Consider the following 17,837-nt stretch of genomic DNA (forward strand, 5'->3'; position numbering starts at 1 on the left):
CTCACATGACTGCGACGACGAACTGGACCCCCACCGGCACCCTGCCGGCAGGTGAGCGTGCCATGTGTCGTCGAATGTGTCACTGCTGAGGGCCACCGCCCCCGGCACCCCCTGAGGGTGCCTCCCCCTCGCGCCCCGAAGCGAGACTCCGCGCCGCTCCCGCCCGTGCGAGCGCGCCCCTTCTCCCGGACCCCTCCCTCCGCCGTGCCCGCCCACCCGCGGGCCGGTGACTCGTTAGGGCCACGCCGTCGCGCGGCCCGGCCGTCCAGCGGCCACGATCAGGGGATGGTAGGTCCGGACCCTCCCGGCGCAGCGCCGTAACGCCGCCGCCGACCGCACACCGGTCGCGCGGTCGGCCCACGCCGCCCGCCCCCGACCCACGGAAAGTCGCTGTGATCACCACCACGGACCTGACGAAGGTCTACCGTTCCCGAGGCCGCGAGGTGACCGCCCTCGCCGGCGTCGACCTGCACGTCCGCCCGGGCGAGGTCTACGGAGTCGTCGGCACCAGCGGCGCCGGCAAGTCCACCCTCATCCGCTGCGTGAACATGCTGGAGCGCCCGACCTCCGGCACGGTCACCGTGGACGGGGTCGAACTCACCGCCCTGGCCGGCGGCGAGAACCGGGCCGGCCGGGAGCTGCGCGAGGCCCGCCGCCGGATCGGCATGGTCTTCCAGCACTTCAACCTGCTCTCCTCGCGGACCGTGCAGCAGAACGTCGAGCTCCCGCTGGAGATCATCGGACTGGACCGCACCGAGCGCCGCCGCAAGGCCGCCGAACTGCTCGACCTGGTCGGCCTCGGCGACAAGGCCCGCAGCTACCCCCACCAGCTCTCCGGCGGCCAGAAGCAGCGCGTCGGCATCGCCCGGGCGCTGGCCGGCGACCCCAAGGTGCTGCTCTCCGACGAGGCCACCTCGGCGCTCGACCCGGAGACCACCCGCTCGATCCTCAAGCTGCTGCGCGACCTCAACCAGCAGCTGGGCCTCACCGTCCTGCTGATCACCCACGAGATGGACGTGATCAAGTCCGTCTGCGACTCCGCCGCCCTGATGCGCGGCGGCCGGGTGGTCGAGTCCGGCGAGCTCACCGACCTGCTGGCCGAGCCCGGCTCGGAGCTGGCCCGCGAGCTGTTCCCGCTCAGCGAGTTCGGCACCGGCCACGCCGGCTCCACCGTCCTGGAGATCACCTTCCAGGGCGACAGCTCGGCCCAGCCGTTCGTCTCCCAGCTCGCCCGCACCTACCAGATCGACATCAACATCCTCGGGGCCGCGGTGGAGACCATCGCCGGCCGGATGGTCGGCCGGATGCGGGTCGAACTGCCGGGCAGCCACCAGGACAACGTGGTGCCGATCGGCTACCTGCGCGAGCAGGGCCTGCAGGTGGACCTCCTCGGTGCGGACGGCATCGGCACGGCGAACGGAGCGGTGGCATGACCTGGGACCAGATGCAGGAGCTGATGTGGCCCGCCACCCAGGAGACCTTCCAGATGGTCGGGGTGTCCGCGCTCGTCACCGTGCTGCTCGGCCTGCCGCTGGGCGTGCTGCTGGTGCTCACCGACAAGGGCGGCCTGCTGGCCAACCGGGCCGTCAACAAGGCCATCGGCTTCGTCGTGAACATCGCCCGCTCGGTGCCGTTCATCATCCTGATGATCGCGCTGATCTCCTTCACCCGGTGGCTGGTCGGCACCTCCATCGGCTGGCAGGCGGCGACCGTGCCGCTGACCATCGGCGCCATCCCCTTCTTCGCCCGCCTGGTCGAGACCTCCGTGCGCGAGGTCGACCGCGGCCTGGTCGAGGCGGTCCAGTCGATGGGCGGCAGCACCTGGACGATCGTCCGCAAGACCCTGCTGCCCGAGGCCCTGCCCGGCGTCGTGGCCTCGGTCACCACCACGGTCATCACCCTGATCAGCTACTCCGCGATGGCCGGCACGGTCGGCGGCGGCGGCCTCGGCACCCTCGCCGTCAACTACGGCTACCAGCGCTTCGAGACCGCCTTCATGTGGGTCATCGTGGCCGAGCTGGTGATCCTGGTGACCGCCGTCCAGCTGATCGGCGACTTCGCCGTCCAGCGGCTCTCCCAGCGCGGCCGCGCCGGCGGCCGGACCAGGCTGCTCCGCCGCACCCCGACGGCTCCCGACAAGGACCTCGTCGCCTCCTAGACCTCCCCCGTCCGACCCCGGACGCGGCTCCCCGTTCCATGCAGAAAGGCACTTTTCGTGCGCAACGCCCTGAAGTCCACCAGCATCCTCGCCACCGCCGGCATCGCCCTCTCGCTCGCCGCCTGCGGCAGCTCCGGGTCCTCCTCCTCGGACCCGAACGCGCCGCTCAAGGTCGTCGCCAGCCCCACCCCGCACGGCCAGATCCTGAAGTACGTCAAGGACAACCTCGCGGAGAAGGCGGGCCTCAAGCTCGACATCAAGGAGGTCACCGACTACGTGACCCCCAACACGGCGGTGCAGGACGGTTCGGCCGACGCCAACTACTTCCAGCACGTCCCGTACCTGGAGGACTTCAACAAGAAGCGCGGCACGGACATCGTGTCGGTCGAGCCCGTGCACCTGGAGCCGCTGGGCGTCTACTCCAAGAAGGTCAAGGCGATCACCGACCTGCCGGACGGCGCCACCGTCGGCCTGCCGAACGACGCCACCAACGAGGGCCGCGCGCTCAAGCTGCTCGCCGACAACAAGCTGATCACGCTCAAGGACGGCGTCACCACCACCGCCACCCCGGCGGACGTGACCGGCAACCCGAAGAACCTCAAGTGGAAGGAGCTGGAGGCCGCCCAGCTGCCCCGCTCCGTCGCCGACCTCGACGCCGCCGTCATCAACGGCAACTACGCGATCGACTCCGGCCTGAAGCCGGCCACCGACGCCCTGGTGCTGGAGAAGGCCGAGGGCAACCCGTACGCCAACATCCTCGCCGTCAAGAAGGGCAAGGAGAACGACCCGCGGGTCAAGAAGCTCGCCGAGCTGCTGCACTCCGACGAGGTCAAGAAGTACATCAACGACACCTTCCAGGGCTCGGTCGTCCCGGCCTTCTGAGTCGCGACCCGCTCGACGCCCCGATCCCGACCGGGCCCCCGCCGCACCTCGGCGGGGGCCCGGTCGGGCAGTATGCAGCAGCGACACTCCGGCCGATCGCGTTCTGACGTACCGTCGTGCGGGCAGCGCACCGCGTGGCACCCGGGGCACGACGGAGGCGTACGGTGTTGTGTTCACGACCCGGCGAGGAGAGACGGCATGGCAGCGAGCTTCCCCGAGACCGCCATCAGCACCGAGCGGCTGTTGCTGCGGCCCCTGGCGGAGGACGACGCCCCCGGCCTCGCCACCATGATGGCCGACGACCTCGTCCTCGCCTGGACGGACCTGCCGCACCCCTTCACCGAGGAGTACGCGGCCGACCTCGCCCGCACCCTCGCCCCCGCCCACCGGGCCGCCGGACGCGGCATCGTCTTCGCCGTCACCGAGCACCTGACCCAGCGCCTGGTCGGCCTGGTCGAACTGCGCAACACCGACTGGCGGTTGCGCAGCACCGAGATCTCCTACGTCACCGCCGTCTGGGCGCGCGGCGAGGGCTACGCCCCGGAGGCCGTCCTCGGCGTCGCCCAGTGGCTGTTCGAGGACCGCGGCTTCCTGCGCCTGGAACTGCGCACCGCCGCCGGCAACACCGCCGCCCAGCAGGTCGCCCAGAAGATCGGCGGCATCAGCGAGGGCGTGCTGCGCAGCGCCTGGATAGTCCGGGGGGAGTCCGGCGAGGTGGTCGAGGAGAGCCGCAGCGACCTCATCCTGTGGAGCCTGCTCCCGGAGGACCTGGAAACGCCCGAACCGCACCACGACGGCTGGCACGGCGATCACCGCTACGTGCTGCGCGACTGAGTCGCGCCGTCCGTCCTCCCCGCGCGGACATCCGTGCGAGATGTCGGGTCCTCGGGGATCACACCCGGTAGCCTCTGGACCGGCACCGCACGACGGCGGATCGCGTGGCACACCGAGTCGAGGGAGAACGGCCGCAGATGGCTGACCGGATCACGGTCATCGGGTGGGACGGCACACCGCTGACCGAGGCCGCCGGCGCGGCCCTGGCCGCGGCGACCCTGGTGGCCGGCGCCCCCTACCAACTGAACGCGCTCCCGGTGCCGGAGTCCGCCGAGCGGATCACCCTCGGCAACGTCCGGGAGGCCGCCCGCAGGATCGCCGAGCACCGCGGCGCCGCCGTCGTGGTCGCCGAGGGCGACCCGGGCTTCTTCGGTGTGGTGCGCACCCTGCGCCGCCCCGAGTACGGACTCGAACTGGAGGTGCTGCCCGCCGTCTCCTCGGTGGCCGCGGCCTTCGCCCGGGCCGGCATGCCCTGGGAGGACGCCCAGGTGGTCAGCGTGCACGGCGGACGGCTGCGCCGCGCGGCCAACATCTGCCGGGCCCACCCCAAGGTCGCGGTGCTCACCGCGCCGGGTGCCGGGCCCGCCGAACTCGCCCTGATGCTGCGCGGGGTGCACCGGACCTTCGTGGTCTGCGAGGCCCTCGGCACCCCCGACGAGGACGTCACCGTCCTCACCTCCGACCGGATCGCCGACCACGTGTGGCGCGATCCCAACGTGGTGCTGGTGATCGGGGGCGGCGCCCGGGCCGCGGTGGTGGACGAGGCGGCCGGCTGGCTCGCCGGCCGCCCGGTCGGCTACCCCGGCGCGGACCGCGGCTGGGCACTCCCCGGTGACGCCTACGCGGGCGCCGGGCGCGCGGAGGACGAACCGGGCGCACCGGAGGTGCTCCCCGCCCACGTGCGCGCCCTGGTGCTGGCCCGTCTGGGTGCCCGTCCCGGGGACCTGGTCTGGTCGGTCGGCGCCGGCAGCGGCGCCCTCGCGGTGGAGGCGGCCCGGTTCGGCGCCGCCGTGGTCGCGGTGGAGGGATCCCGCTCGGCCTGCGCCCGGCTGACCGTCAACGCCCGTCGCTACGGCGTCGAGGTGGAGACGGTGTACGGGAGCGGTCCCGAGGTGCTGGGCGGCCTGCCGGAGCCGGACGCGGCGGTGGTGGAGTCCGGCGGCCTCGACGTGGTGCGCGCGGTGCTGGCCCGGCGTCCGGAGCGGTTCGTCGCGCTGCCCCGGACCCTCGCCGAGGCCGAGGAGGTCCACCGGGCGATCGCCGGGGCCGGCTACCGGGCGGACGGCGCGCTGCTCCAGTCGACCCCGCTGCGGCCGGTGGGGGACGGCGACGGGCTGGCGCCGGGAGCGGGCGGAACCGGCGCACTGGTGCTCTGGGGTGAGCAGATCGTGTGAAGGCCGTGGGCGCGCGCCGGGACCGTCCGGTGGGGTCGACGGTGATCCAGGTCGCATCCGGACACCGATTCGAGAGGTGACCGCGCCGTGCCGGTAGTGTGACGTCATGGGCGGCCGCGTCGGTCGGCGACCCACCCGATTCGGTCGGTTTGTCACGTTTTTGACGCGGTGCAATCCGGTTCCGCTCGAAGTGTGGGCAATTCGACGGGCCTCGTGCCGGACCTGGAGAATGCCGTAGGGTCCGGTGCGGTCGTGCCGGTTGCTCCGGGTTGTCGTTGTTTCAGACGATGTGCCGCCCCGTACGGGCGGCGCGCCGGACCGGGGTGCCGCAGCGCACCGGATGGACTTGGGCCGCAGCGCCACGGCGCGGCGGCCGCGTGTGGTTAGGGGCGGGTCGGTGCTGGTTCGGCCCGTGCGGATGGGCGCTGCGATCGGTGATCGTGTCGCCGAGGGCGCGGCAGCGGCCTGGAAGGAGCTTTGACAATGACCGATGGCGGCCACGTCCCGGGCGAGGGACTGCCGGAGCACCTGCACGCCGGGCCGGACCCGCTCGGCGGACCGGAGGGCGTCGCGGGCGTTGCACCCCTCCAGGGCGTCGCGACGGACGGCGGACTGATCCCCGACCCGGCGGCCCCGATCGGCGGAGTCCCCGGCGCGGTGCCCCCGGGCGCGGGCGTCATCCCGCCGCAGGGCCAGCACGGCTACGGCGTTCCCGGCGTGCCCCAGCCCGGCCACCCCGGCGACGGCTGGGCCGTCGACCAGGGCGCCCCGCGCCCGGCCTTCCACTTCCTCGACCAGCCCGACACGCCGGACGGCCTGGACGACGAGGACGACGTGCTGCTGATGCCCGGCCCGCAGGGCTCCTGGGGCGAGCCGGCGGCCGTCCCGGCCGAGCAGATGCCGCTCGCGCCGCAGCCGGACGGCATGCCGGTCGAGCCGTCCTGGCCGCCGGTGGACCCGCCGGCGCTCGGCGCCGAGCAGGCCCTCCAGCAGCAGCCCGTCCAGATGCAGCCGCAGCAGCCGGTGACGCAGGCTCAGCAGCCGCGCCGGCCGCTGCACGCCGGCCCGCCGATCCCGGACCCGTCGCTGATGACCGGCCAGGTGCCGGTCCGCTCGCTGGCCGACCGGGGCCCCTCGCAGGGCGGCACGCCCGCGCACGGCATCCCGGTGGTCGGCCGGCCGCCGATGGCCGAGGCCGCCGCCCCGGCTCCCGCCGTCGCGCCGCAGGCCGTCCCGCCGCAGGCCGTCCCGGCGCCGGTCGCTCCGGCGGCCCCGGGTGTTCCGGTCGTGGACGGGCAGCAGCCGACGCAGGACTTCCAGCAGGCCCAGCAGGTGCCGCTGGCCGCACCGCCGGTCGAGACCGTGCTGGCCGTCGAGACGGTCGGGGCGATCGAGGTGATCGAGGTCGTGGAGATGCCGGAGGCCGTCCAGGCCGTCCCGGCCCAGCCCGCGCAGGACATGACGGCCCCCCAGGCCGGCGCCGAGGCGGTCGAGGCCGCCGAGGGCGCGCCGCAGGCCGTGGTGGCCGAGCCGGCCCAGGCCCAGGCCGAGGCCCAGCCCGAGAGCGAGGCCGTCCAGCCGGTGGCCGAGGCGGCCGGTGCGCCCGTCGCCGAGGCCGTTGTTGTCGAGGCCGTCGCCGCCGAGGGTGCTGCCACCGACGGTGCCGCCGAGCCCGCCGAGCAGCCGGAGGCCACCGCCCCGGCCGGTCAGCCGCGCCGGATCTCCGCCTTCCTCGCCGCGCCCACCCCGCACGGCCTGCCCAAGGTGGCGCCGGCCGAGCAGGCTCCGGTCGTGGAGGAGGCGGCCCCGCAGCAGTCCGTCCCCATAGCGGCCGCCGCCGACGCGCCGCAGGCCGTCGAGGTCACCGAGGCCGCCGAGGTCGTGGAGGCCGCTCCGACCGCCGAGGCCGTGGCGTCCGCCGAGCCCGCCCAGATCGCCGACGCCGTCGAGGCCGTCGTGCAGGCCCACCCGGTCGAGACCGCGCCGGAGGCCGTCGCGGAGCCGGTCGCCGAGCCGGTCGCCGAGACCGCCGCGGGCACCGGTGAGATGCCCTCCGGTCAGACCGTCACCGAGCCCGCCGCCGAGGCCGAGCAGCCGCAGCAGCAGCCCGAGGCCCCGGCCGGGGCGCCCGCCGAGCCGGTCGCGGAGCAGGCCGTCGAGGCGCCCGCGGAGGCCGACGCCACCGCCGCTGCCGAGCCGGTCGCCGAGCCGGTCACCGAGGCGCAGGCCGAGGCCGCGCCCGAGGCGGAGGCGGCACAGCCCGCCGTAGCCGTCGAGGAGCCCGCCGCCGAGGCCGCCGAGCAGGCCACGGAGCCCGCCGAGCAGGCCGCACCCGCCGAGGCCGCCGAGCAGCCCGCGGCCCCGGAGGCCGAGGCCCCCGTGGAACCGGCCGCCGAGCAGGCGGAGGCTCCGGCCGAGGCCGAGGCCGAGGGCGAGCCCGCCGCCGTCGCGGAGCCCGCCGCTCAGGGGCCCGCCCAGGAGCAGGCCGCCGAGCCCGCCGAGCAGCCCGCCGTCGAAGCCCACCAGGCCACCGACGCCCCCGAGGCCCCCGAGCCCGCCGAGGACCAGGCCGCCGCCGAGCAGCCCGTCGCCGCGGAGGCGCAGGAGCAGCCGGAGCAGCAGCCCGAGGAGGCCGCCGAGCCCGCCGAGCCCGCCGAGCCCGCCGAGCCGCGCGGCCCGGCCGCCCCCGGTTTCGACGAGGCCGGCCGCGAGGCCGTCCACCAGGTGATCCGCGAGCGCCGCGACGTGCGCAACGGCTTCCGCCCGGACCCGATCCCGCACGAGGTGCTGATCCGCGTCCTGGAGGCCGCCCACACCGCGCCCAGCGTCGGCTACTCGCAGCCCTGGGACTTCGTGGTGATCCGCTCCGCCAAGACCCGCCGGCGGATGCACGCCCTGGCCGAGCGCCAGCGCGAGGCGTACGCGGACTCGCTGCCCAAGGGCCGGGCCAAGCAGTTCAAGGAAATCAAGATCGAGGCCATCCTCGACACCCCGGTCAACATCGTGGTGACCTCCGACCGCACCCGCGGCGGCCGGCACACCCTGGGCCGGCACACCCAGCCGCAGATGGCCCCGTACTCGGCCGCCCTGGCCGTGGAGAACCTCTGGCTGGCGGCCCGGGCCGAGGGCCTGGGCGTCGGCTGGGTGAGCTTCTTCGACGACGAGGAGCTGGTCCGCGAGCTCGGCCTGCCCGAGCACCTGGAGGTCGTCGCCTACCTGTGCGTCGGCTTCGTCGACGAGTTCCCGGGCGAGCCCGAGCTGGAGCAGCAGGGCTGGGCCAAGAAGCGCCCGCTCTCCTGGGTCGTCCACGAGGAGCAGTACGGCAACCGCGCGCTGCCCGGCGAGGAGCCGCAGAGCCTGCTCGCCGAGACCCTGCGCGGCATCCGTCCGCTGGACGCCAAGGCGCTCGGCGAGGCCTGGGACCGGCAGAAGCGGATGACCAAGCCGGCCGGCTCGCTCGGCATGCTGGAGATCATCTCCGCCCAGCTGTGCGGCCTGTCCCGCAAGTGCCCGCCGCCGATCCCGGAGCCCGCCTGCGTGGCGATCTTCGCCGCCGACCACGGCGTGCACGCCCAGGGCGTGAGCCCCTGGCCGCAGGAGGTGACCGCCCAGATGGTCGGCAACTTCCTGGCCGGGGGAGCGGTGATCAACTCCTTCGCCAAGCAGATCGGCACCGAGGTCTGCGTGGTCGACGTCGGCGTCGCCGCCGAACTGCCGGACGCCGTCCAGCAGGGCCGGGCCACCGGCCTGCTGCCGCGCAAGGTCCGCCCCGGCACCGCCGACATGACCCAGGGCCCCGCCATGACGCGGGAAGAGGTGTTGAAGGCCGTCGAGGTCGGCATCGAGACCGCCCGCGACCTGGTCGCGGCGGGCAACAAGGCGCTGGTCACCGGCGACATGGGGATCGCCAACACCACCGCCTCGGCCGCCCTGATCTCGGTGTTCACCGGCCTCGACCCGGCCGAGGTCACCGGCCGCGGCACCGGCATCGACGACGAGACCCACGCCCGCAAGATCGAGGTCGTCCGCGCCGCGCTGGCCCTGCACCAGCCCGACCCGAGCGACCCGATCGGCGTCCTCGCCGCCGTCGGCGGCCTGGAGCACGCCGCCCTGGCCGGCTTCCTGCTGGGCGCCGCCTCGCTGCGCACCCCGGTGGTCCTGGACGGCGTCATCGCCGGTTCGGCCGCGCTGGCCGCCAAGGCCATCGCCCCCGAGGTGCTGGCCGCCTGCATCGCCGGCCACCGCTCCGCCGAGCCCGGCCACCAGGCCGCACTGGCGAAGCTCGGCCTGCGTCCGCTGATCGACCTGGACCTGCGGCTCGGCGAGGGCACCGGTGCCCTGCTCGCCCTGCCGCTGGTGCAGAGCGCGGCCCGGGCGATGCACGATGTAGCCACCTTCGACTCCGCCGGGGTCACCGAGAAGGCCTGACGCACCCCGTCACCGCTCCGTGGACCGGCCCGAGGGCGCGCCGGACCGCGGAGCGGTGTCGTGCCGTACCATCCCCACACCGTCACCCCGATCAGGAGCACCGCCGATGACCGCGCCCACCCCGCACCCGAGCACCGAGGGCCGTACCCCCTACCCGGTCGGCCTGCTGCTGGCCGGCCGCCGCGTCGTCGTGGTCGGCGGCGGCCAGGTCGCCCAGCGGCGGCTGCCCGCCCTGATCGCCTCCGGCGCCGACCTGCACCTGATATCCCCGACCACCACCCCGGCCGTCCAGGCGATGGCCGACGCCGGGGAGCTCACCTGGCACGCCCGCCCGTACCGGGACGGCGACCTGGCCGACACCTGGTACGCCCTGGTCGCCACCGACGACCAGGCCGTCAACACGGCGGTCAGCGCCGAGGCCGAGCGCGAGCGGGTGTTCTGCTCCCGCAGCGACGACGCCGCCGCGGCCACCGCCTGGACCCCGGCCAGCGGCCGCGACGCCGGCGCCACCGTCGCCGTCCTCACCGGCGACCCGCGGCACTCCGCCGCCCTGCGCGACGCCATCGTGGACGGCCTGCGGGACGGCTCGCTGGCCGCCCGCCAGTACCGCTCGCACGGCGCCGGCGTGGCCCTGGTCGGCGGCGGCCCCGGCGACCCCGACCTGATCACCGTGCGCGGCCGCCGGCTGCTCGCCGACGCGGACGTGGTCGTCACCGACCGCCTCGCCCCGCGCGAGCTGCTCGCCGAACTGCCCGAGCACGTCGAGGTGATCGACGCCTCCAAGATCCCGTACGGCCGCTTCATGGCCCAGGAGGCGATCAACCGCACCCTGATCGAGCACGCCAAGGCCGGAAAGTTCGTGGTCCGGCTCAAGGGCGGCGACCCGTACGTCTTCGGCCGCGGCGGCGAGGAGCTGCTGGCCTGCGCGGAGGCCGGGCTGCCGGTCACCGTGGTGCCCGGGATCTCCAGCTCGATCAGCGTCCCCGCGGCGGCCGGCGTCCCGGTCACCCACCGCGGCCTGACCCACGAGTTCACAGTGATCTCCGGCCACGTCGGCCCGGACGACGAGCGCTCGCTCACCAACTGGGAGGCCGCCGCGAAGATGAGCGGCACCCTGGTGCTGCTGATGGCCGTCGACAAGATCGGCGCGATCGCCGCCCGGCTGGTCGAGTACGGCCGGCCCGCGGACACCCCGGTCGCCGTCGTCCAGGAGGGCACCACCGCGGCCCAGCGCCGGGTGGACGCCACCCTCGGCACCGTCGCCGCGGTGGTCGAGGCCGAGGGCGTCAAGCCCCCGGCGGTCATCGTGGTCGGAGACGTCGTCGACGTGCTGGCCGCGGCCTTCCGGCCGTAGGCACGTCCGGAGCGGGAAGGCCGGCCCGCCTTCCCGCTCCACCACCTGGGCCGCACGGGCCTACTCCAGCGGCTGCTCCGTCCAGATGACCTTCCCGGTCGCGGTGTAGCGCGTCCCCCAGCGGTCCGCGAACTGCGCGACCAGGAACAGCCCGCGCCCGCCCTCGTCCTCGGTCGCCGCGTACCGCAGGTGCGGCGAGGTGCTGCTGCCGTCCGACACCTCGCAGATCAGCGCACGGTCCCGCAGCAGCCGCACCCGGATCGGCCCGGAGCCGTACCGGATCGCGTTGGTCACCAGCTCGCTCAGGATCAGCTCGGTGACGAACGCGGCCTCCGCCAGCCCCCAGGCCGTCAGCCGCTCCGCCACCGCGGCCCGGACCTCGCCCACCGCCGCCGGGTCGGACGGCACGTCCCACTGCGCCACCTGGTCCGGGGCCAGCACCCTGGTCCGCGCCACCAGCAGCGCGATGTCGTCCTGCGGGCGCTCCGGCAGCATCGCCCCCAGCACGTCCGCACAGGTCTGCTCGGGGGTGCGCGGCGGCCCGGACAGCGCCGCCCGCAGCAGCTCCAGCCCCTCGTCGATGTCCCGCTGCCGGTCCTCCACCAGCCCGTCCGTGTACAGCACCAGTCGGCTGCCCTCGGCCAGCTCCAGCTCGGCGGTCTCGAACGGCAGCACCCCCAGCCCCAGCGGCGGCCCGGTCGGCAGCTCCGGGAACACCACCCGGCCCTCCGGGTCCACCACGGCCGGCGGCGGGTGTCCGGCGGTGGCCAGCGTGCAGCGCCGCGACACCGGATCGTAGATCGCGTACAGGCAGGTCGCCCCGGCCAGCTCCGCGCGCCCGCCGCCCGCCACCTCGTCCTGGTCGATCCGGTTCACCAGCTCGTCCAGGTGCCCCAGCAGTTCGTCCGGCGGCAGGTCCAGGGTCGAGAAGTTGTGGATCGCGGTGCGCAGCCGGCCCATCGTCGCCGCCGCGTGCAGCCCGTGCCCCACCACGTCCCCGACCACCAGCGCCACCCGCGCGCCCGGCAGCGGGATCACGTCGAACCAGTCCCCGCCCACCCCGGCCTGGGCCGGCAGGTAGCGGTGGGCCACGTCCAGCGCGGTCTGCTGCGGCAGGTTGCGCGGCAGCAGGCTGTGCTGGAGCGTCACCGCCATGGTGTGCTCCCGGGTGTAGCGGCGGGCGTTGTCGATGCACACCGCCGCGTGCGACACCAGCTCCTCGGCGAGCGCCAGGTCGTCCGCCTCGAACGGCTCCGCCCGCTGCGCCCGCCAGAACCGGACCACCCCCAGCAGCACCCCGCGCGCCCGCAGCGGCACCCGCACCAACGAGTGCACCCCGTACGCCAGCGCCTGCGTCGACCGCTCCGGGTCCTGCTCCCGCCAGCCGACGGCCTCGGCCAGACTCGGCTCGAAGCCGGCCTCCCCGCTGTTCAACGCCCTGGCCAGCGGGGTCGCCGGCACCACGTCCAGCACCGTGCCGACCGGGTAGAACGGCGCGTCGTCCCGCACACCCGTCAGCGCGACCCGGCGCATCCGCCCCAGCAACGGGCCCGGCGGCGGCTCCTCACCGGTCAGCACCTGGTCCGCCAGGTCCACCGTGACGAAGTCCGCGAACCGCGGCACCGCGACCTGCGCCAGCTCCTCCGCCGTCCGCGTCACGTCCAGCGTGCTGCCCACCGTCACCCCGGCGTCGTACAGCAGCCGCAGCCGCCGCTGCGCGCGCTCGGCCCGGCCGGACAGCGCCGCCAGCTCGGTGGAGTCGCGCAGCGTGGCGACGCAGCCCGGCAGCCCGCCCGGCTGGTCGATCAGCCGGACGTTCACCGCCAGCAGCCGCTCCCCGGCGAGCACCACCTCGTCGGTCACCGGGCGCCCGGCGGTCAGCAGCCCCAGCGGCGCCTGCTCCAGGCCCAGCCCGCTCACTTGGCGGCCCTCGGCGTCCGCTGGCAGGTCCAGCAGCCGCCGCGCCTCGTCGTTGCAGAGCAGCAGCCGCCCGTCCCCGCCGACGATCATCACGCCCTCGCGCACCGCGTGCAGCACCGCCGCGTGGTGCTCGTACATCCGGGTCATCTCGACCGGGCCCAGCCCGTGCGTCTGGCGCCGCAGCCGTCGGCTGATCAGAGCCGTTCCGAGCGTGGCCAGCCCCACCGCGACCGCCGCCGCGCCCAGCACCACCGGCAGCTGGCGCTCGCTGGCGCTACTGACGTTCTTCAGCGTGACGCCCGCCGAGACCAGCCCGACCACCGAGTTGTCCGGGGCGTACACCGGGACCACCGCCTGCACCAGCGGGCCGAGCGTGCCCGTGACCTGCTCCGTCACCACCTGCCCGTGCAGCGCGGGCTCGTAGGTCCCGACGAACTTCGCGCCGATCCGCGCCGGGTTCGGATGGGTGTAGCGGATGCCCTGGTTGTTCAGCACCACGATGAAGTCCACGCCGGCGGCGATCCGCGCGGACTGCGCCCTCGGTTGCAGCACGGCCGTCGGGTCGGGGGAGCGCAGCGCGTCCACGATGCCCGGGGAACTGGCGAAGGTCTGCGCCACCGCCACGGAGCGGTTGCGCGCCTCGTGCTCGGCGTCGTTGCGGGACTGCACCACCAGGGCCACCGCGGCCGCCACCACCAGCAGCAGCACGACCAGGACCTGGAGCGCGAAGACCTGCCCCGCCACCGACCGGTGCCACACCGGCCACCGCCGGTTCGCACGCGGCAGCTGTGGCCGACCGTGTGGGCGCCCACCGGGGGAGCCGGCGGTGCCAGTGGCGCCAGAGGCCGACGGAGCCCAGGATCGACCCGGATTTCGGGCCATACGGTCATGTTTGCACTACGGCCAGCCGGGGACCACCCCGCCCCCTCGGCCGTTTGGCCTTCCCCGCCCCGGCTTGGCAAGATCGCAGGGTGTCCGAACCCCGCACCATCACCGACCCGGCCGACCCCCGCCTCGCCGACTACACCGGCCTCACCGACGTCGAACTGCGCCGCCGCCGCGAACCCGCCGAGGGCCTCTTCATCGCCGAGGGGGAGAAGGTCATCCGCCGCGCCCTCGCCGCCGGTTACCGGATGCGGTCGATGCTGCTCACCCCCAAGTGGCTGGAGGTGATGGGCGACGTCATCGCCGAGGCCGACGCCCCCGTCCACGTGGTCGAGCCCGCTCTCGCCGAAGCCGTCACCGGCTACCACGTGCACCGCGGCGCCCTCGCCTCGATGGCGCGCAAGCCCCTGCCGGACGCCGCCGAGGTGCTCGCCGGGGCCCGCCGGGTCGCCGTGCTGGAGGGCCTGGTCGACCACACCAACCTCGGCGCCATCTTTCGCAGCGCCGCCGCCCTCGGCATGGACGCCGTCCTGCTCTCGCCCGACTGCGCCGACCCGCTCTACCGGCGTGCCGTCAAGGTCTCCATGGGCGCCGTCTTCGCGGTCCCGTACGCCCGCCTGGACCCCTGGCCGGCCGCCCTCGACACCGTCCGCGAGGCCGGCTTCACCCTGCTCGCCCTGACGCCCGCCGACACCGCCGTGGACCTCCACACCCTGACCCCGCACGGCCTGCCCAAGGCCGCCCTGATGCTGGGCGCCGAGGGCGACGGCCTCACCCCCCGCGCCATCGCCGCCGCCCACCACCCGGTCCGGATCCCGATGGCCCACGGCATCGACTCCCTCAACGTGGGCGCCGCCGCAGCCGTGGCCTTCTACGCCGTCACCACCCCCACCCCGTAACCAACGGCACCGGCCCCGCGCCGCACGAGAAGTCGGCCCGCCCGACTTCTCACGCGTGCCGCTTCGCGAACCGCCCGCTGAGGCGTCGGTGCACAGCGCCGCCGGCACCGAAACGCATCGGAAGTCGGCCCACGCGACTTCTCGCGCGGTTGCTTCCGGGCTACCGGTCGGCCCGGTCGGCGTCAGCCGGTGGGGGAGGTGGGCGGGGCCGGGGCGGCCGCCGGGGGCGGGGTGGTGGCGCCGGGCCAGGACTCGTCCAGGGTTCCGTCGGGGCGGACGGTGTAGCGGGTGGAGGTCACGGCGCCGGTGACGGCCGAGCGTTCCTCGCGGACGACCGTGCCGCCCTCCAGCCGCCAGCCGGCCGCCGCCTGCGGGTCGGCCACCGAGGTGCGGTAGGTGGTGGCGACCGGCGTGTCCCCGGCGAAGGTGTAGAGCTGGACGAGGTCGACCGGCGCCGAGCCCTCCGTGCGCCGCAGGACGACCACCGCGGCCGGCAGGCCCTTGTACCGGGCCGGCAGCACCGCGCTCAGCGCGACCTGCGGCCCGGCCCCGACGGAGTGCCCGTTCTGCAGGGTGATGGCGGGCCCGCCGGGCCCGTCGGGGTAGCTGTGGTTGGGCCAGTCCACGGCCGGGACCGGCGCCTGCGGGGGCGTCAGCCCGGCGTCCGCACCGCTGCGGGCGGCTGCCGGGAGCGGCGCGGCGGAGGCCTGCGGTGCGACGTCGGCCGACGTTCCCGGCACCACCTGCTGGCTGCCGGAGCCCGCGTTCGCCACCACCCCGGTCGGCGGCCGCACGCTCCGGTCGTCCCGGTTCTCGCACCCCTGCGCCGCCGCGATGGCCAGCGCCACCCCGATGGTCACCGTGACGAAGACCACCAGCCGCTGCCGGAGCAGCCGCTGCCGGGCGGTACCGGGCCGTCCGCCGGGGGCGGGGGTGTGCTGGCGGTCCCGGGGACGCACCCGGTCGCGGGGCCCGGGGCGGGCCGGGGGCGGGGTCTGCGGGTGGTCCGGGCGCTGCCGCAGCGGGCGGGTCACCGGCGTGGCCTCGGGCCGGGGGGCGGGTGCGGCCGGGCCCTGCGGGCGCCGTCCGGCGGCTCCGGCCGCCTGGGCACCCGGCCGGCCGGCCGCAGCCCGGGCCCGCGCCGCGGCGGGCGGCTCGGGGGAGCGCCCGGGGGCGGGCACGCCCTGACGGCCGTTCTCCTGCTGGGCGGGAGCCGGAGCCGGGGCGTTCCGCCCGGGCCGTGCCCCCCGGGTGCCGGCGGTGGAGGCCCCCGCCGCCGTCCCGCGCGCCGCCAGCTCGCTGAGCCGCTCGTGCAGCGCGGCGGCCCCGGGCCGTTCGGCGGGCTCCTTGGCCAGGCAGGCCCGGATCAGCGGCGCCAGCTGCGGCGGCACCGCCGAGAGGTCGGGCTCCTCGTGGACGACCCGGTACAGCATCACTTCGGAGGACGCTCCAGACCCGAACGGGGTGTCCCCCGTGAGGGCGTACGCGAGGGTGGCCCCGAAGGCGAAGACGTCGGTGGCGGGCGTGACGGCGGCCCCGCGCACCTGCTCGGGCGCGAGGAAGCCGGGGGAGCCGACCGCCGTGCCGACGTGGGTGAGCGTGCTGGCGCCGCGCGACCACGCGATGCCGAAGTCGATGATCCGCGGGCCCCGGGGCGAGAGCAGGATGTTGGACGGCTTGAGGTCCCGGTGGACCACCCCCGCCTCGTGCACCTTGACCAGTCCGTCGGCCAGCGCGGCCCCGATCCGGGCCGCCTCGGGCCAGTTCATCGGCCCCTCGTCGCCGACCCGCTTGTAGAGCGAGGGCCCCGGCACGTACGCGGTGGCCAGCCAGGGCCGCTCGGTCTCGATGTCGGAGCCGACCACGCGCGCGGTGCAGCCGCCCCGGATCCGGGAGGCGGCGGCGATCTCGCGGGCGAAGCGGGTGCGGAACTCCTGGTCCTCGGCGAGTTCGGCGCGGATCAGCTTGAGGGCGACGCGCTGTCCGCGGCGGTCGGACCCGAGGTACACCACGCCCATGCCGCCGGCGCCAAGTCGCCGGTGCAGGCGGTACGGCCCGACGATGCGGGGGTCCTCACGCCTCAGCCGCATCATCGCCATGTTTCGTTCCCCGTCAGCCGGTGGGTGAGGCCCCGTCGGTTGGGGCATCGTCAGTTCCTGTCCGGCACAGCTTACGGACTGCCCGCTGCGGTGTGCTGATACGCAACACCTGAAGCCACCGTGCGATTGTCGGATCTTGCGCTGACCTGCAGGTCACAGGTCCGTCGAGGGGCGTCTCGGGGTTCCCCCTCAGGGTTCCCTCGGGGGTCGGACGAGACTTCCGTCCCCCTGCGGTAGTAGGTCCCGAGTCCCCTCGTCATCCTCCCGGACGTCCGAGGAACAGTACGACGGCATGACGTCCGGAGGACCCCCCGGCCAATAGCGTTGTGTCCAGCGGTGGACGGGGAGCTCGTCCCCCGAGGTAAGCCGTCCACCGCGCCAAACTCGACCGGATCAGGAGCCAGGACATGCCACCGCAGCTCACGGGAACCTCCCGCCGCCGGCGGCCGGCCTTCGTCCAGTCCCGGTCCGCCGAGCAGCCCACCCGGCACCCCGCCGTGGCGCTGGCCATGGCCCTGCCGTGCGCCGTGCTCCTGGTGCTGCTCTTCGGCGGGTGGGACCAGATGGCGAACCAGGCCCAGGCCGTCGCCGATCTGATCACCCGCTGAGCAGGGGGAAGAAGGACACCGGCCCCGAGCCGGTCGAAGACGGGCACCGATCCCCCGGGGACGGGGAACGGTGCCGCCGGGGAGGCCGCGGCCGCGATGACTCGCGGACGGGCGAGTGCGGTGCGCAGAGCACCCCGGCAGGCGGAGGCGCCGCGTACGGACGTCGGTGAGGGCGTCCGTACGCGGCTCTTCCTGTTCCCCGACCGTTCCTCTTCCCGATCCGTACGGGCACGCAAAAGGACCGGGGCCGCAGTCCTCACGGACTACGACCCCGGTCGTCACTGTGCGCGATACTGGGATTGAACCAGTGACCCCTACCGTGTCAAGGTAGTGCTCTCCCGCTGAGCTAATCGCGCCTGATGTGGCGGTCGTGCAG

Annotated in this window: 10 protein-coding genes, 1 tRNA gene and 1 pseudogene; 9 read left to right on the forward strand and 3 right to left on the reverse strand. The window is 75.1% G+C overall.

Features of this window, described 5'->3' with window-relative positions:
• Window positions 1–392 precede the first annotated feature (392 nt).
• The 7 genes from ACZ7RU_RS18430 to cobA all read left to right on the forward strand — a co-directional run bounded on the left by ACZ7RU_RS18430 (window position 393) and on the right by cobA (window position 11,050).
• Window positions 393–1,433: a methionine ABC transporter ATP-binding protein gene (locus ACZ7RU_RS18430; protein WP_470341973.1), complete on the forward strand. Its 1,041-nt coding sequence runs from the start codon at window positions 393–395 to the stop codon at window positions 1,431–1,433.
• Entirely contained in the window at window positions 1,430–2,158 is a 729-nt protein-coding gene (locus tag ACZ7RU_RS18435; protein ID WP_470341974.1) for a methionine ABC transporter permease, read from the forward strand. The genes ACZ7RU_RS18430 and ACZ7RU_RS18435 overlap by 4 nt, the downstream gene beginning before the upstream one ends.
• A 57-nt stretch (window positions 2,159–2,215) precedes the next feature.
• The gene (locus ACZ7RU_RS18440; RefSeq protein ID WP_470341975.1) at window positions 2,216–3,040 is read left to right on the forward strand and encodes a MetQ/NlpA family ABC transporter substrate-binding protein; all 825 of its coding nucleotides are present in this window, start codon (window positions 2,216–2,218) and stop codon (window positions 3,038–3,040) included.
• 198 nt (window positions 3,041–3,238) lie between these two features.
• Window positions 3,239–3,874, forward strand: coding sequence for a GNAT family N-acetyltransferase (locus tag ACZ7RU_RS18445; RefSeq protein WP_470341976.1), 636 nt, complete (start codon window positions 3,239–3,241; stop codon window positions 3,872–3,874).
• Between the two features lie 137 nt (window positions 3,875–4,011).
• On the forward strand, window positions 4,012–5,268 hold the full coding sequence (gene cbiE / locus ACZ7RU_RS18450) for a precorrin-6y C5,15-methyltransferase (decarboxylating) subunit CbiE (RefSeq protein ID WP_470341977.1): 1,257 nt from the start codon (window positions 4,012–4,014) through the stop codon (window positions 5,266–5,268).
• Window positions 5,269–5,751: 483 nt separating this feature from the next.
• Window positions 5,752–9,696 (forward strand): nicotinate-nucleotide--dimethylbenzimidazole phosphoribosyltransferase, encoded by a 3,945-nt coding sequence (cobT, locus tag ACZ7RU_RS18455; RefSeq protein ID WP_470341978.1) that lies wholly within the window; start codon window positions 5,752–5,754, stop codon window positions 9,694–9,696.
• 106 nt (window positions 9,697–9,802) lie between these two features.
• A complete protein-coding gene (cobA, locus tag ACZ7RU_RS18460; protein ID WP_470341979.1) occupies window positions 9,803–11,050 on the forward strand; it encodes a uroporphyrinogen-III C-methyltransferase in 1,248 nt (415 codons plus the stop codon).
• Window positions 11,051–11,110: 60 nt separating this feature from the next.
• On the opposite strand, the gene ACZ7RU_RS18465 is transcribed toward cobA, so the two are convergent.
• Window positions 11,111–13,852 carry a SpoIIE family protein phosphatase gene (locus ACZ7RU_RS18465; protein WP_470341980.1) on the reverse strand — a complete coding sequence of 914 codons (2,742 nt, stop codon included), beginning with the start codon at window positions 13,850–13,852 and terminating at the stop codon, window positions 11,111–11,113.
• A gap of 89 nt (window positions 13,853–13,941) precedes the next feature.
• Between ACZ7RU_RS18465 and ACZ7RU_RS18470 the strand changes: the two genes are divergently transcribed.
• The gene (locus ACZ7RU_RS18470) at window positions 13,942–14,754 is read left to right on the forward strand and encodes a TrmH family RNA methyltransferase (RefSeq protein WP_470341981.1); all 813 of its coding nucleotides are present in this window, start codon (window positions 13,942–13,944) and stop codon (window positions 14,752–14,754) included.
• A gap of 812 nt (window positions 14,755–15,566) precedes the next feature.
• Here the strand turns inward: ACZ7RU_RS18470 and ACZ7RU_RS18475 are convergent.
• A pseudogene (locus ACZ7RU_RS18475) lies at window positions 15,567–16,853 on the reverse strand (serine/threonine-protein kinase); the annotation flags it as partial.
• Between the two features lie 407 nt (window positions 16,854–17,260).
• Between ACZ7RU_RS18475 and ACZ7RU_RS18480 the strand changes: the two are divergent.
• Window positions 17,261–17,461 carry a hypothetical protein gene (locus tag ACZ7RU_RS18480; RefSeq protein WP_470341982.1) on the forward strand — a complete coding sequence of 67 codons (201 nt, stop codon included), beginning with the start codon at window positions 17,261–17,263 and terminating at the stop codon, window positions 17,459–17,461.
• A gap of 284 nt (window positions 17,462–17,745) precedes the next feature.
• Here the strand turns inward: ACZ7RU_RS18480 and ACZ7RU_RS18485 are convergent.
• Window positions 17,746–17,817: transfer RNA gene (locus ACZ7RU_RS18485), tRNA-Val, on the reverse strand.
• Window positions 17,818–17,837 lie beyond the last annotated feature (20 nt).

It is taken from the genome of Kitasatospora sp. NPDC114501, assembly GCF_055633695.1.

Bases quoted from the DNA above. Each gene is read 5' to 3' on its own strand.
- ACZ7RU_RS18435 (WP_470341974.1), top strand. From the start codon at position 1,430: ATGACCTGGGACCAGATGCAGGAGCTGATGTGGCCCGCCACCCAGGAG.
- ACZ7RU_RS18445 (WP_470341976.1), top strand. From the start codon at position 3,239: ATGGCAGCGAGCTTCCCCGAGACCGCCATCAGCACCGAGCGGCTGTTG.
- cbiE (WP_470341977.1), top strand. From the start codon at position 4,012: ATGGCTGACCGGATCACGGTCATCGGGTGGGACGGCACACCGCTGACC.
- cobT (WP_470341978.1), top strand. From the start codon at position 5,752: ATGACCGATGGCGGCCACGTCCCGGGCGAGGGACTGCCGGAGCACCTG.
- cobA (WP_470341979.1), top strand. From the start codon at position 9,803: ATGACCGCGCCCACCCCGCACCCGAGCACCGAGGGCCGTACCCCCTAC.
- ACZ7RU_RS18465 (WP_470341980.1), bottom strand. From the start codon at position 13,852: ATGGCCCGAAATCCGGGTCGATCCTGGGCTCCGTCGGCCTCTGGCGCC.
- ACZ7RU_RS18480 (WP_470341982.1), top strand. From the start codon at position 17,261: ATGCCACCGCAGCTCACGGGAACCTCCCGCCGCCGGCGGCCGGCCTTC.